The sequence below is a fragment of the Gimesia sp. genome (assembly GCF_040219335.1).
In the GTDB taxonomy this organism is placed as follows: domain Bacteria; phylum Planctomycetota; class Planctomycetia; order Planctomycetales; family Planctomycetaceae; genus Gimesia.
In genome coordinates, this window is sequence record NZ_JAVJSQ010000002.1 from 58,374 (window position 1) to 72,934 (window position 14,561).

Genomic DNA, 14,561 nt, shown 5'->3' on the forward strand with positions numbered 1-14,561 from the left:
ACTTGCTTAGATATTCGAGAGTGTGGCGTGGGGGTGATCTTCATCCAGGCGCGGAACGGTCAGCGTGAAACGGGACCCTTTACCGGCTTCGCTTTCGATACTGATTTCTCCCCCGTGTTCGCGGATGATTTTCTGGCTGACCGCCAGGCCGATACCAGTGCCGCGGGCGCCCTTGGTGGATTCGAACAGGTTGAAGATTTTACTGATCTGATCCGCGGGGATGCCGGGGCCATTGTCGGAGACCATGATCAGGATCTGATCGGGTTTCGCGAGGTAGCGGGTTTCCAATAGAACGATTCCCTGCTCCAAACCTTCGACGGCATCGATGGCGTTGATGACAATATTCAGGATCGCGCGATGAAGGCCTTCGTGGTCGAATACGCTTTCCGGCAGTTCCGGGTCCAGTTCGCATTTCAACTGAACGCCGCACTCTTCGGCACGCGCCTGCATCAGTTCATGCACGTCTTTGACTGGCGTATTGATGGAACCTGGTTCGAGGGCCGGCTTGCGTTCGGTGCTGAAGGTCAACATGTCCATCACCAGATGATAGATTTTGTTCTGGTTCTTCTCGACAATGTTCCAACCTTTGCGGACGAGGTCTTCCTCAGACTTGTTGAGTCCCATGTCGATCAGGTAACTTCCGCCACGAACCCCTTGCAGGATGTTCTTGATATGGTGGCTCAGGGTGGCGATGGTCTGACCCATGGCGGCAAAGCGTTCCGCTTTCAACATCGCATTCTGGAAGCGGTAGTTTTCGATGGCCAAGGCGGACTGACGACCGATGGCGACCAGCAGTCTCAGGTGTTCTTCGCTGAATTTTTCGACGGCCCCGTTTTTGAGCAGGGCTTCGGGATGAGAAGTCGTCGTGTCGACGTAGATGACGCCCATCAGTTCATGGCGGCCCTGCATAGGAACGCACATGGCTTCGCGAATGCCTGCCTGCAGGATACTGCGGCCCCCTTCAAATCGCTGATCGCGCTGCGCGTCTGAGGTGCGGACCCCCTGTTTTTTGTTGAGCACGTAATCGACAATACTGTGGGAAACGGGCATGCGTGCGCCGGACTTTTTCTCGGCACGACTGCTGAAGATCTGGGGTTGGATATCACCCGATTGCGGGTCGGTGATCAACATGCAACCCCGATCTGCGGCGACCGTATTGATGGTCAGGTCCAGGATGCGCTTGAGTAGTTCTTCCTGTGAAATGGTCGGGCTGACCGCGGCTTCTGCGATGCGGTACAGAGCCTGCAGGTCGTTTTGCACATCCTGCTGCTGGACAATTCCGGAGACATCTGCTGTGTCCAGCACCATAGAGTCAAACTCGTGATTGACTTCATGGGTAATGCTGGACTGATTTGAATCCTCGTTGCTGATCAGGTCGATCTTTTCCGCCATGTAGCGGGAGTCTTCGTCGATCGCCTGACTGGAGAACAGCAGCAGACTGCGTCCGATCTGGATATGATCGCCGTTACTGAGCCGGGCGGATTGAACCTGGGTCCCGTTGACCATTGTTCCATTGGAACTGTTCTGGTCGGTGATGATGTAGGAGCCGTTCTTGAAGGAGATCGTAGCGTGCTGACGGGAGGCTTCGGTATCCAGGATCCGGATCTCGTTTCGCACTCCTCTCCCCACACTGGCAGGATCTGTTCCCAGTTGGAAGCGGGTTCCGAGGTCCACTCCCTGGATAACCAGCAGGGTCGCTTTGCCCCCCTCTTGTGCGTTTTCTATCAGCCTTTTCATGGTCTCTGATTCTCAGTCGGTGACTGGACCTGCTCATCAGGTAAACGTACGCTGCACCAAATATCTGCAACCCGCGCGGTGATACATGAATTCAATGTGCAGTCTGTTTCAGTCGAGGAACGCCCGGGAAACGATTCCGTTTTCCTGAGTTCTCTGTGAAGGGAAATCCTTTACAGAAAAGCCCCTACGGAGAATCATATCTCAACCGGGAGCGCTGTTCAAATCCCAACATCCGTTTAGAGTGAGATCTGTCAGGAGAATCTGAGCGGACTACTGGTGAGATCGAGGCTGATTGAGCAGGCTTTCAATCGAATCGATCAGCTCTGCGTATTGAAATGGCTGGACCAGGAAGCGTGTGGACTGGTCGGTTTCGGGAGTGGCAGGAACTTTTACTGAACCGATGACAACTTTAGGGACTTCGTTCCAGCCCGGTTGTGCTGAGGAAGAGGCGGCCAGGTCGTCATCGTGCAGAACGACAATGCTGGGCAGTTCGTCCTCGGTGATGACATCCCCCGGTTGTGGCTTGCGGATGCGATTGACGCGGCATCCCTGGGGTTCCAGGACTGCTTTAAGAACTTCTTCGGTTTCGTGTAATCCATCCAGGACGACAACATGTTGACCATTTACCACTTGAGGGTTCCTTCCCATGACCACGGTAAAGCCTGATGAGCTCCACAAATCCATTTGTCAATCAGGCAGGTCGGAAAGATAGCCTGTTCCAAAGTTTGTGTCAAAATCAGTTAGGAGAGCTGAAATTGAGTTTTTGGAATTATGTAAACTTTACAACCGGTTCGTGGTAGTACGTGGGTTACCTGGTTTACCAGGCGGATGGAGCCGGGAAGTTCTCGTTAAACAGCGGTTCCTGATTGATGTAGTCGTCTGCCCGTTTCATACTGTCCAGTTGAAGTTTACGCTGTTCCTGCTGGAGTTCTTCGCTGGAAATGGGGCCTCTGACTTCAGCCAGCGGTGCGACGTATTTGGGCTGTTTGACTTTTACGTCGGTCGGATAAAAGACGCCCCGGTCCTGTGGAACAGCGGCTGCAGAGGCATCTGAGGCGGAAGCGATCGCGGTTTCAGGGTAGATTCGCTTGTGATAGGTGCTGCTGAAACCGGCGGGCTGATGATAGTCGGGAATGTTGCGGCACCCGACCTGCAGACAGGTCAGACCAAGCAGAATCAGCATGTATCTGCTGTATTGAGGCACCAGGATTCCCTTCCGAATAACAGAAAAAGCGGCCCTCAACAGGAGAGGGCCGCTTTCGTAATATCGGCGATTCAGGGGAAGGCTGTCGATTAAAAATCAGACAAATCCCGGAACCAGTGCTTAACCTTTGGCAGCCGCATAGCGTTTAGCGACTTCATCCCAGTTAATCACATTGAAAAATGCGGAGATGTAGTCAGGACGCTTGTTCTGGTAGTTTAGGTAGTATGCGTGTTCCCAGACGTCCAGTCCCAGAATCGGGGTGTGACCTTCTGAGAGTGGTGTGTCCTGGTTGGGAGTGCTTTCGACGACCAGTTTACCGCCATCGACAGAGAGCCAGGCCCAGCCGGAACCGAAACGGGTGGCTGCAGCATTGGCGAACTGTTCTTTGAAGGCATCGAAGCTGCCGAAAGTGGCGTTGATGTCATCGCCGAGCTCACCGCTGGGTGTTCCACCGCCGTTGGGGGACATGATGGTCCAGAACAGGCTGTGGTTTGCGTGTCCGCCACCGTTGTTGCGGATGGCAGTACGGATATCTTCAGGAACGGCGCTCAGGTCGCTCATCAGGTCTTCGATGGACTTGGAAGCCAGGTCGCTGTGGCCTTCGAGGGCAGCGTTGGCTTTGGTGATGTAAGCCTGGTGGTGCTTGGTGTGGTGGATCTCCATCGTGCGGGCATCGATGTGAGGTTCCAGGGCATCGTAGGCATAGGGCAGGTCAGGAAGTGAGTAAGACATACGACAAACTCCTTTGTGTTTCGGTGTAATTAGTCTAAAGTTGTGAGTGACTTTACGTATATTGCCCGGCGTCTCAAATCCAGTAGATCATTAGAGATAACCGGATCTGTGTGCAAATACATCCTTCTTCCCCATTGTAGAGGATTATCTGATTCTCACAACCAACTGGTCGATAAGTTTTCACATTGGCGCCTGCAGCCTGCTTCCTGCCGATGTGCATAGTTGACGTTTAACCGGTGGGTTCTACAATAAAACCGTGCCGAAAAAAATTCGACAGAATTCTCCGGATTTGTAAAGGATCTGATTATGCACAGGAAAGCTCTGGTTGCTTTACCCGTATTCAATGAAGAACGTCATGTGATTGAGGTTTTGACCGAAGTCCGCAAGTACGCCGAGGCGATTCTGGTCGTCGACGATGGTTCTTCGGATCGGACTCCAGAGCTGCTCAAAGAAGTGTCGGGCATCGAAGTTCTCACGCATCCGGAAAATCGTGGATATGGTGCTGCTCTCAAAAGCGCCTTCGATTACGCGGTCGCGCACCAGGATGAATACGATATCCTGGTCACCATCGACTGCGATGGTCAGCACGAACCCACCCTGCTCCCGAATCTGGTCCAGCAGATGCGCGAACAGCCTGTTGACGAACCAATCGACATGCTTTCGGGCAGTCGTTATCTGAAGCAGTTTGATGGTGCCAGTATTCCTCCCGAAGATCGTCGGCAGATTAACGTCGCCGTCACGCGTCGGATCAACGAACAACTGGGCTTTGATCTGACGGATGCCTTCTGTGGTCTGAAGGCGTACCGCATTGAAGCGTTGGCGAAGTTCAACGTGACCGATCTTGGCTACGCGATGCCGCTGCAACTCTGGGTTCAGGCCGCTGCTCACGGAATGAAGATCGTTGAATTCCCCGTTCCGCTGGTCTACCTCGAAGAAGAACGCAGCTTCGGTGGTTCGCTCGATGATGCGATCAAACGCAAAGCATACTACGATGAAGTGCTCGACCGGGAAATGCAGGCAGCCGGGCTGACCTGCTGTGCCTCTGATTGTTGTAACGATCGTACCGATTCTTTCAGCGAGTGATCTGCCGGGTATTCGGTTCAGATCAGCCTCTGCGGATGCATCGGGCGATTTCCCTCTGAATTCAATTCAAAAGGACTCGACAATCAGTTGTGCACTCATCAAACTGAAAGCCGCTCAACCATACCGCTCGGGCGGTGGTTCTGTTATGATAGGGCCGATTGACGGATCTTCTCGCCTGCCCGTACCTGATTTTGATTCATTCCGCACACCCGTAAAGCGTTGAAATGTCATCAGTGACTCCTTTTCCCTGCCAGAATCCTGAATCCCGATTTACATCCAGTTCCGCGGTGCCGGAACCGGTCTGGGAAAAACAGTATCTGCGTGTGCCCCGCTCCGACGATGTGGTCTTTTCACGGCCCGATCGCTCGGAGATCATCGCGGATGCCGAAGCGAACCGCAGCATGTTTGAAGCCTGCTCCCGGGAACGCAGTGGTAAAATTATTTCCAGCCTGCGGAGCTGGGCCCGGAAAGCAGTTCTGGAAGAAGCGGCCCGCTACACCAGCGAATTGACGGGGACCCCTGTCGAACTGCCCGCCGATCTCGACGAACGTCTGCTGTTCATGACGGGACATCAACCGGCGCTGTTTCACCCGGGCGTCTGGGTGAAGAACCTGCTGGTCGGAAACGTGGCCCGGCAGACCGGGGGCCTCAGTCTGAACCTGATCGTCGATAATGACCTGGTGAGTACTACTTCGATTCGCGTGCCCCAGGGGACACAGGTTGATCCGGAACTGGTCGAAATTCCTTTTGATGAAACCATTGAGAAAAAGCCCTGGGAAGAGACGACCGTCCAGAACCGGGAGCTGTTCTGCTCTTTTGAGAAACGCGTCAGCAAGGCACTTCAGCAGTGGCCCGACCTGGGAGCGCCCCTGCTGCAAGAGATCTGGCCGGCTGCCGTCGCGCAATTGGAAACTTCCGATCGCCTGGTTGACTGTCTGACTGCTGCCCGGCATGCGATGGAATCGCGCTGGGGTGTTGAGAATCTGGAACTGCCCATCAGTCGTCTCTCGGAAACCGGACCGTTTCTCTGGTTTGCCTGTTACCTGATTCAGAATGCGAGTGCGTTCCGCAAGATACACAATGAAGTCCTGGGAGAGTACCGCAAGGTCAACCGGGTCCGCAGTAAAACACATCCGGTGCCCGAACTCTCTGAGTCTGAGGGCTGGGTAGAAACCCCGTTCTGGGTCTGGCAGGCCGGCGCCACTCGACGGCATCAGTTGCTCGTTAAACGGGAAGATCAGGAAGTACTGCTGTCGGATGGTACGCGGGAAATCGCCCGCTTACCGCTCAAGGAACAGTGCGACCTGTCAGCGGCGATCGAAGTCTTGAAACAACTTCCCGCGCAAGGCATCCGCCTGCGAACGCGGGCGTTGACCACGACGCTGTTTGCCCGGTTGTTCCTGGGCGATCTGTTCGTGCATGGTATCGGCGGCGCCAAGTATGATGAAATGACCGATCGGATTTTTACCCGGTTCTTCCATCTGGTGCCTCCGCGATATCTCACGCTCTCTGCAACCCGTTACCTCCCCTTCTGCGAGGCGTTTAATGTGCAGGAGTGCGATGAAACCTGTCTGAGACGGATCCTGCGGGATCTGGATTTCAACTCGGATCGGCACCTCAATCCGGAGCAGCAGAAGACAGCGGCTCCGCTGCTGGAACGCAAACGGGCGTTGATTCAGGAGCAGGAAGCTGCTCCCGATGAGGAGTTAAGCCCGGCTGCCCGCCGACGTGAGAACCGACAGCGGTTCCGCGAAATTCGCGTAGTCGACGCTGCCCTGGCCGAACTGACGACAGAGTTGCGAAGTCAGGTAGAAGAAGATCTGGCGACGATTCAGAAGCAGCGGCAGGCCAATCAGGTCATTCAGAGCCGCGAACTTTCGTTTGTGCTCTACCCCGAAGCGACGTTGAAGTCTTTGTTCGAGAAGCTGGTTGTTGAATAACCGTTGCTCGAACCTCTCTCAGTTCCAGGTTACTCCCCTGCTTTGTGGATCCGTTCAAACAGGAACTGATGGCGGGAGTTGAATAACCGCCGGTATCCCAGGACGACGGAGATGACTGTCCCCAGCGCAGTGCCGGATGCGATCAGGAACATGATTGCGATCTGGTACTTCACCGATTCCAGCGGACTGGCACCGGCGAGAATCTGACCTGTCATCATGCCGGGCAGTGAGACCAGGCCGACAACCATCATGGAATTGATAATCGGCGTCATACCCGAGCGGACCGCATTCTGCAGAGCCTGTCGAGCTGCTTCATTGCGGGTGGCACCCAGCGTCAGTTTGAGTTCCACCTCGGCCCGGCGGAGGACGAGTTCTTCACTGAGTCGATCCAGGCCCAGTGAAATTCCATTGAGGGTATTCCCGAGGATCATTCCCAGTAAGGGGATCAGATATTGCGCGGGACTGTCGGACCAGCTGTGTGGCGGAATGACGACCGTCAATGCGAAGCCGGTCACCAGCCAGGAACTGGCAAAGACCGCGACGATACTGTTGAGCCAGATGCCCGGGTAGCGCCGCTGGGAACGTTGTACCGCGGTGATCCCCGCGATGAGCGTCATCGTAAACATTAATGCGGCGATGACCGACCACCAGGAGAGCTCGAAGATCCAGTCCAGGATCAAGCCGATCAGCAGCAGTTGCACGATTGAGCGGAGCGTGGCTATCAGTAACCGCTTCTCCATATCGAGCTTGAGCCAGACGGAGATGATGCCGTTCACCAGGACCAGCGACGTGGCGAGGACCAGATTGAGGGTTGTTAAGTCGTACATGAAACTTGCTCGGGACAGACTGGGGGATGCGGGTTCAACAGCAACGCAAATCAGTTTACGAACAGGGATTGTAGCAGAGGCTGCTTCATTTTTTCATCTCGGGGGCTTAACCGGATCTTCAATTTGCAGTGTTTTTCCGTCTTTTCTGAATTCGCGAGACCTTAACTTTCCATTCATCAGCAGCGAATAATTTTCTGGTAGTATCCCCCGCCATAATGAAATCAGAAAAACAAATAGAGGTGCACACAGCCGGAGTTGTGCCAGGCATGCAGGGCATGCGTTATCGCGGAGCAATGTCATTAAGGAGGATGATATGATCGTGTCCGAGGAACGGGAATCCACAACGGCTGGTCGCGAGATACGCACGATCTTTGTCAGTGATGTCCACCTGGGCTGCATGCATTCGCGGGCGGAAGAATTTCTCGCCTTTCTGAAAGCCCACAAGCCTGAGTCCCTGTATCTGGTGGGGGACCTGATTGACGGCTGGAAGCTTCGCAAAAAATGGCGCTGGCCGGAAAGCTATAACGCGATCCTCGATCGTGTCGAAGAGCTGAGCGCCTCGGGAACCGAAGTCTTTTATACTCCCGGAAACCATGATAATTTTCTCCGCGACTTCGGCAAGCGGTTCGGCTTTGTGACCCTCTCCGATGAGTTTGTGCATATCACGGCGGACGGGCGGCGTTTCCTGATTATCCACGGAGACCAGTTCGATAAATTCGAGACTGGTGCCCAGTGGCTCTCGGTGCTCGGATCGTTCGCGTATGACATTCTGCTGACCGCGAATACCCTGTTTAACCGGGTCTTTCGACGCAAGGGGCAGGCGAAGTTCGCGCTCTCTTCCGCCATCAAGTCGCGGGTTAAACAGCTGATGCGGTTCATCAGTGATTTTGAACAGAAGCTGGCCAGCCATGCCCGCAAGCGGTTATGCGAGGGCATTATCTGTGGTCACATTCATGCTCCCAATATTCTCGATATTGACGGGATTAACTACTGCAATACCGGGGACTGGGTCGAGCACTGCACTGCCCTGATTGAATACAGCGACGGTGTGTTGGAGATTGTGTACTTCGATCAGAATGTCGCCCCCGTGAAGAAACCAACTGTGAAAACCAGGACCGCGGACCAGGGGGTGAGACCCCAGGTCGAGGTCGAAATGTCAGGACTGCTGAGTCGGTTCTGGAAACGTTGTCATCCCCTCAGGTTGATCAGACGCTGATCAGCCTTTTTTTATTGTCCAGTCGGAGTAGATTCCATGATTGCAGAACGGATCAGTCGTAAGAGTTTTCAATGGGTTCATCAGGGAAACCTCGTTTATAACACCTGCTGGGAGGACCCGCGCCTGGACCGCGAAGCGTTAAAACTCGGACCGGACGATGAAGTCATGGTGATTACATCCGCGGGGTGTAATGCCCTGGATTATCTGCTCGACGAACCGCGACGGGTGCATGCGGTGGATGTGAATCCCAAGCAGAATGCGTTGCTCGAACTGAAGCTGGCTGCGATTCGTAACCTGGATTTCGAAGACTTTTTCGATCTGTTCGGTCGCGGGAATTCTGCCAACTGGGAGCACCTGTATGGTCAGAAGCTGCGGTGCGAGCTGTCTGTGCTCACGCGGAAATATTGGGACCGGCATGGGGATTTCTTCTCAAGCGAAGGCAAACGCCCCAGCTTTTATTTTCGCGGCTCTTCCGGCCTGTTTGCCTGGATGGTCAACGGGTATATCGACCGGGTGGCCAAGATCCGGGAAGATATCAATTCCCTGCTCTCCGCACAGGACATCGATGAGCAGACCTCGATTTATCAGTCGCGCAATCTGAATGAACAGCTTTGGACGCGGATGATCAAATGGTGGATGCGTCGCGATCTGACGCTATCGATGCTGGGTGTGCCCCGGGCGCAACGGACTCAGATTGATCAGGGGTATCCGGGTGGGATCGTGCAGTTCGTGATCGATCGGATCGAGACGGTCTTCACCAGTCGCTCGCTGCGGGACAACTATTTCTGGCGCGTCTATCTGACGGGTAGTTATGATCCCGAATGTTGTCCGGAGTATCTCAAACGCGAAAACTTTGCACGGCTCAAAGGAGGACTGGTCGACCGGATCAGCGTGAATACGAATACCGTGGAAGGGTTCCTGAACCAGCACCAGGGTACGATTTCCCGTTATGTGCTGCTGGACCATATGGACTGGATGGCTGGAGCACAGCCTCAGTTGCTGCAGAGTGAGTGGCAGGCGATTGTGAACCGGGCGGCTGAAGAGACGCGCATTATCTGGCGGAGTGCAGGTATGCAGGTCGATTTCATCGATCCGCTGCAGGTGCAGCACCAGGGAGAGACGGCCCGGGTGGGGGAAATGCTCCGTTACCAGAGTCAACTTGCGGACGAACTGCACGAGCGGGATCGTGTGAATACGTACGGTAGTTTTTATATCGCCGATCTGCAGGTCTGATCTGATGCCGAAGAAAAAGCGGCTTTTACTCGCGCGGAAAGGAATCGCCCGATGAGTTATCTGAGTGGACGCTGGAATGATGTCCGGACGCTGTGGCATTTGCTGGCTTCGCGGATCGAGGGGCAGACGCACGCCGAGCGGCTGGACTCTTTTTATTCCGGACAGGCAGCGGGCTATGATCAGTTTCGTCGGAAACTGCTGCATGGTCGTAGTGAATTGTTCGAAAGTCTGCCGGTTCCCGAGAATGGCGTCTGGGTCGATCTGGGAGCCGGGACGGGAGAAAATGCTGAACTGTGGGGCCCGCGCCTGCATGAGTTTCGTCAGGTCTACCTGGTCGATCTCTGTCAACCCCTCCTGGATGTCTGTGAGCAGCGGATATCGGACCGGGGCTGGGAACGGGTGTCTGCGGTCTGCGCGGATGCTACGCAGTTTACGCCTGCGGAAACGGAGGTGGACCTTGTGACGTTTTCTTATTCCCTGACGATGATTCCCGACTGGTTTCAGGCGGTGAATCGGGCCTGGGAGTTATTGCGGCCGGGGGGGATGCTGGCGATCGTCGATTTTTATGTCTCCCGAAAATACCCCGCTGAAACCCTGCGACGACACAGCTGGTTTCAACGTCATTTCTGGCCGACCTGGTTTGCGGGGGATAATGTGTTTCTGAATCCGGACCACCTGCCATACCTGCTCGGCCGGTTTGAACTGGTTTCACTGAAAGAGTGTCAGGGAAGTCTGCCGTTCGTGCCTCTGCTGAAAGTACCTTATTACAGTCTGATTGTCCGCAAGCCCGCCTGAGGATTAAACGGAATCTATTGTGACTGTCGTCGGCTGCCCTCTGCGCTCGGTTCCGATTCTGTTATGATACGCGCTGTGTCACGACTGAGAATCAGAGCCACGTACAGGATGCCGACCAGATGTTGATTGAATCGCTGCAGAATTCATCGCTCTTCGCACATGAGGTAGACGGGTTTCAGGTCCTGGAGACACACATCTCCTGGGTGCTGTTGACGGGGCCTTATGCTTACAAACTCAAAAAGCCGGTCGATCTGGGCTTTGTGAATTTCACGACTCTTGCTTTGCGGGAGCAGTACTGCCACGAGGAAATTCGGCTGAATCGACGTCTCGCGCCCGATTTGTATCTCAAGGTGATTCCCATCACCGGGACTGAAGCGGCACCGGAACTGGATGGCGCGGGGGAAGTCATCGATTACGCGGTGCAGATGGTGCAGTTTTCTCAAGATGATCTGCTGAGTAAAGCGATTGGTGAAGATCGGTTAACCGCCGGTCACATCGATCGGCTGGCTGAAGAAGTCGCGGAGTTTCACGGCCGGGCTGCAGTCGCGGATAGTGACTTGTCTTATGGAACGCCGGATAAGGTTATGGCGCCCGTCAAGGAAAACTTTCGGCACGTGGACGAGTTATTCGGCGATGATGACGAGGTCCGCGAAATGGTGGAGCAGATTCGCACCGAGAATGACCGCTGGCATGAATCCGCAAAAGGCTTGCTGGCGGAGCGGAAATCGCAGGGCTTTATTCGGGAATGTCATGGGGATATGCACCTGGGGAATATGATTCTCAATGACGGCGGGGTGACGATTTTTGACTGCCTCGAGTTCAACGCCGACCTGCGGTGGACCGACGTGATGAGCGAGGTGGCGTTCGTGGTGATGGACCTGGAAGACCGGGGACGTCCTGACTATGCGATGCGGTTTCTGAATCGCTACTTCGAACTGACGGGAGACTATGCTGGTGTGCCCCTGCTGCGGTTTTATCTCTCGTATCGGGCGATGGTGCGCGCCAAGGTGGCGGCGCTACGACTGAGTCAGCATGAATTTTCCCCAGCTGAAACACGGGAGATCCGTGAGGAGTTCTGGTCTTATCTGAAACTGGCTCGCAAGTATGTGACGCGGGATGAACCTTTATTAATTCTGACACACGGCGTTTCGGGAAGTGGAAAATCGTATGGGACCGGGCTGCTCTTAGAAGGGATGCCGACGATTCGCGTGCGTTCGGATGTGGAGCGGAAGCGATTACAGGCGGAGCGGGAGATTTCCGATGAGCGTCTCTATACATCCGAAGTGACCGAGCTGACCTATCAGCGGCTGGTGGAACTGGCCGAGATGATTCTGGACGCGGGCTGGTCGGCAATTGTCGATGCGACGACGCTGCAGGTCTGGCAGCGTTCCCTGTTCAGCGAACTGGCGGCAGCGCGGGGAGTCCGGTTTGTGCTGCTCTGTTTTGAAGCCGAACAGAGTGTGCTGGAGCAGCGGATCGAAGATCGGCAGACGTACGAAGAAGATCCCTCGGATGCGACTCGGGATGTGCTGAAATTACAACTCGATGTTCGGGAACCGCTGACGGCGGAGGAACAGGCGGTTTCAGTCGTCCTCCCTACCAAACAGGAATGGACGACTGAAATGCTGGTTCAACTGGTGACTGGTTAGACACCGAATGCTGGAGGAAGCAGAGAATTATTCCGTTTCCGAAATCCAGGTGCGGGCGGCGTCCAGTTCGTGCAGGTCGAAATATTTGACCTTGGCAGAGGTGAAGGGTTTGCAGAACATGGCCATGCCCTCTTCCCATTTCTTCTCGCCGACCATGGCCAGTTTGCCGATGTCTTTGAAGTGCTTGAGGTCGAACTTGATGTCTTCCCAGATGGCTTCCATGGTCCAGCCGTGGAAGTCGTGGAGTACGACCAGCATGTGCAGAGGGCCGTGCTGCTGGATCAGAGTTTCAATCGTGGGGGTGAAGTCGTGGTAATCTTCCTTGACCAGTTTACCGGACATGCTGATTTCCACGTAGTTCTCGGTCGCGTGGTGTATGATCTCAAGTGACATCGGTTGTCTCCTATAAAGGTGAGAGAATTACTTACTGTCTCCAGCATAATTAAATCAGGACTGGTTTCCAATTCGTAATGGACAGATTTCACGGTTCCTGCATAAACCCGATTGGCCTGGTTCAGGCGGTTGTCGGAACCGGTGCCAGGGTGCCGGCTGGAAAGGTCATGACCTGTGTGGCGACGCGTTCTGCCTGTGTGTGATCGTGGGTGATCCAGACGAAGGCCGGGCGCTGGTTTGAGGTCTCAAGCCACTGTTGAATGATCTGCTCAAACTGCCGCGTGGTTTGCGGATCGAGGCCGGACGTCGGTTCGTCCATCAACAGGATCTGTGGGGCGAGGATCAGGGCCCGCAGCAGAGCGACGATCTGTCCTTCTCCCCCTGAAAGGGCACTGGATTTCCGCTTGAGGAAGCCGTTGGGGCGTTCGAAGGAACTGAGCAGTTCCAGGACCGCATCGACATTGTTGGATTTATCCTGGTTGATATGAAACTGCAGTGCGAATTTCAGATTGCTTTCCACGGTTCCTTCGATGAGGACGGGCCGCTGCTGCAGATAGACAACCTGGCTGCGGTAGGCGGGCAGGTCCTTGTCGGCGACGGGGGCATTCTGAAACAGAATGTCTCCCGCCTGGATTTCATCCAGGATGGCCAGGGATCGAAGGAACAGCGATTTTCCTGAACCGGTGGGACCGACAATCGCGATCCGATCGCCGGGATGGACCTGGAGTGACAAATCGCGGACGAGCCACTCCCCTGCACTGGTCTGACGGCCGATCGAGCGGGCTTCCAGCAGACAATCCTGGTCTGTTTCCGTCGCGTCACTCAAGCGATCTGCTCCACTTCGATCTGATCGTAGAAGGTCTGCATCCGCTTTTCCGACAGGCGGGCGGGCAGGAGTTGTGTCAGGTTGTCGGCGGCAGCAGCCATTCCCCGGCGGATGGCATCGGGGACCGGTTTGCCGCGATGCAGGGCCACCGCGATGCCCGCTGCCAGGCTGTCACCACAGGCAATCGGATTCACAACTTCCGCCCGAGCGGGGGTGAAGCGATAGACGTGTTCCCGCGAAGTGGCCCAGAGGGTGTCTTTGCCCTGCGAAATCACAACCCAGGTGGCGCCCCGCTCGTTGATCTCCTGCATGCCTTTGATGAGCGCCTCGGTATCAGCGAGTTCGGTCATCAGGGTGCGCTCCAGTTCTTCGTGATTGGGTTTCACCAGGAACGGTTTTTCTTCGAGGGCTGCTTCCAGTTCCGGTCCGCGGGCGTCGAGAATCACGGGACAGTGTGTCTCGGCGATCAGATCGCGGTAAAAGCTGGAGGGGGTGCCTGCGGGAAGTGAGCCGGTGAGTACAACCACCTGGGCGGACTTGAGGTGCTTCAGGTATTCCGTCTTGAAAGCCGCCAGCTCCTCTGCAGTGATGGGCTGTGCGTTTTCAACCAGTTCTGTGGTCTTGCCGGTGGAACGATCCAGGATCGTTGTGCAGACCCGGGTGGGCGTCTGTTGCGGGATGACGCTGGAAGAGACGCCCAACTGTTCGAGTTCGTTTGAGATCAGTTCCTGCGCGAAGCCGCCCGCGGGGTAGATCGTCGCACAGGGAGTCCCCAGGTGCCGGACTGCGATGCCGACGTTGATGACCTTCCCGGAAGAGGCCCATTGCGCAGACTGACAGCGGTTGACCTCACCTGTTTCCAGGGAGGTCACTTCCAGAATCTGCTGCCAGGCCGGGCTCAAGCCGGCTGCGATAATCATGGTGTC

At 55.2% G+C, this 14,561-nt stretch carries 14 protein-coding genes; 6 read left to right on the forward strand and 8 right to left on the reverse strand.

Annotated features, from left to right (window positions below; translation table 11 throughout):
- Nucleotides 1-6 precede the first annotated feature (6 nt).
- The 4 genes from RID21_RS00330 to RID21_RS00345 all read right to left on the reverse strand — a co-directional run bounded on the left by RID21_RS00330 (nucleotide 7) and on the right by RID21_RS00345 (nucleotide 3,673).
- Nucleotides 7-1,737, reverse strand: coding sequence for an ATP-binding protein (locus tag RID21_RS00330; RefSeq protein WP_350186624.1), 1,731 nt, complete (start codon nucleotides 1,735-1,737; stop codon nucleotides 7-9).
- Between the two features lie 270 nt (nucleotides 1,738-2,007).
- Entirely contained in the window at nucleotides 2,008-2,367 is a 360-nt protein-coding gene (locus RID21_RS00335; protein WP_350186626.1) for a hypothetical protein, read from the reverse strand.
- Nucleotides 2,368-2,554: 187 nt separating this feature from the next.
- A complete protein-coding gene (locus tag RID21_RS00340) occupies nucleotides 2,555-2,920 on the reverse strand; it encodes a hypothetical protein (protein ID WP_350186627.1) in 366 nt (121 codons plus the stop codon).
- A 141-nt stretch (nucleotides 2,921-3,061) separates the two neighbouring features.
- A complete protein-coding gene (locus RID21_RS00345) occupies nucleotides 3,062-3,673 on the reverse strand; it encodes a superoxide dismutase (RefSeq protein WP_350186629.1) in 612 nt (203 codons plus the stop codon).
- A 306-nt stretch (nucleotides 3,674-3,979) separates the two neighbouring features.
- On the opposite strand from RID21_RS00345, the gene RID21_RS00350 reads away from it, so the two are divergent.
- On the forward strand, nucleotides 3,980-4,756 hold the full coding sequence (locus tag RID21_RS00350) for a glycosyltransferase family 2 protein (RefSeq protein WP_350186630.1): 777 nt from the start codon (nucleotides 3,980-3,982) through the stop codon (nucleotides 4,754-4,756).
- A 224-nt stretch (nucleotides 4,757-4,980) separates the two neighbouring features.
- Entirely contained in the window at nucleotides 4,981-6,696 is a 1,716-nt protein-coding gene (locus RID21_RS00355) for a hypothetical protein (protein ID WP_350186631.1), read from the forward strand.
- Nucleotides 6,697-6,725: 29 nt separating this feature from the next.
- On the opposite strand, the gene RID21_RS00360 is transcribed toward RID21_RS00355, so the two are convergent.
- Nucleotides 6,726-7,523: an ABC transporter permease gene (locus RID21_RS00360; RefSeq protein ID WP_350186632.1), complete on the reverse strand. Its 798-nt coding sequence runs from the start codon at nucleotides 7,521-7,523 to the stop codon at nucleotides 6,726-6,728.
- A 313-nt stretch (nucleotides 7,524-7,836) separates the two neighbouring features.
- On the opposite strand from RID21_RS00360, the gene RID21_RS00365 reads away from it, so the two are divergent.
- From RID21_RS00365 to RID21_RS00380, 4 genes are all read left to right on the forward strand, one after another.
- Nucleotides 7,837-8,739, forward strand: a complete 903-nt coding sequence (locus RID21_RS00365) for a UDP-2,3-diacylglucosamine diphosphatase (RefSeq protein WP_350186633.1) — start codon at nucleotides 7,837-7,839, stop codon at nucleotides 8,737-8,739.
- A gap of 36 nt (nucleotides 8,740-8,775) precedes the next feature.
- Entirely contained in the window at nucleotides 8,776-9,972 is a 1,197-nt protein-coding gene (locus RID21_RS00370) for a BtaA family protein (RefSeq protein ID WP_350186634.1), read from the forward strand.
- 51 nt (nucleotides 9,973-10,023) lie between these two features.
- A complete protein-coding gene (locus RID21_RS00375; RefSeq protein ID WP_350186636.1) occupies nucleotides 10,024-10,767 on the forward strand; it encodes a class I SAM-dependent methyltransferase in 744 nt (247 codons plus the stop codon).
- A 119-nt stretch (nucleotides 10,768-10,886) separates the two neighbouring features.
- A complete protein-coding gene (locus RID21_RS00380; protein WP_350186637.1) occupies nucleotides 10,887-12,416 on the forward strand; it encodes a bifunctional aminoglycoside phosphotransferase/ATP-binding protein in 1,530 nt (509 codons plus the stop codon).
- A 27-nt stretch (nucleotides 12,417-12,443) separates the two neighbouring features.
- Here RID21_RS00380 and RID21_RS00385 read toward each other — a convergent pair whose 3' ends face one another.
- The 3 genes from RID21_RS00385 to RID21_RS00395 form a co-directional block, all read right to left on the reverse strand.
- Nucleotides 12,444-12,809, reverse strand: coding sequence for a SpoIIAA family protein (locus tag RID21_RS00385; RefSeq protein ID WP_350186639.1), 366 nt, complete (start codon nucleotides 12,807-12,809; stop codon nucleotides 12,444-12,446).
- A gap of 121 nt (nucleotides 12,810-12,930) precedes the next feature.
- Nucleotides 12,931-13,635 carry an ABC transporter ATP-binding protein gene (locus RID21_RS00390; protein WP_350186640.1) on the reverse strand — a complete coding sequence of 235 codons (705 nt, stop codon included), beginning with the start codon at nucleotides 13,633-13,635 and terminating at the stop codon, nucleotides 12,931-12,933.
- Nucleotides 13,632-14,555 carry a 1-phosphofructokinase family hexose kinase gene (locus tag RID21_RS00395; protein ID WP_350186641.1) on the reverse strand — a complete coding sequence of 308 codons (924 nt, stop codon included), beginning with the start codon at nucleotides 14,553-14,555 and terminating at the stop codon, nucleotides 13,632-13,634. The genes RID21_RS00390 and RID21_RS00395 overlap by 4 nt, the downstream gene beginning before the upstream one ends.
- Nucleotides 14,556-14,561 lie beyond the last annotated feature (6 nt).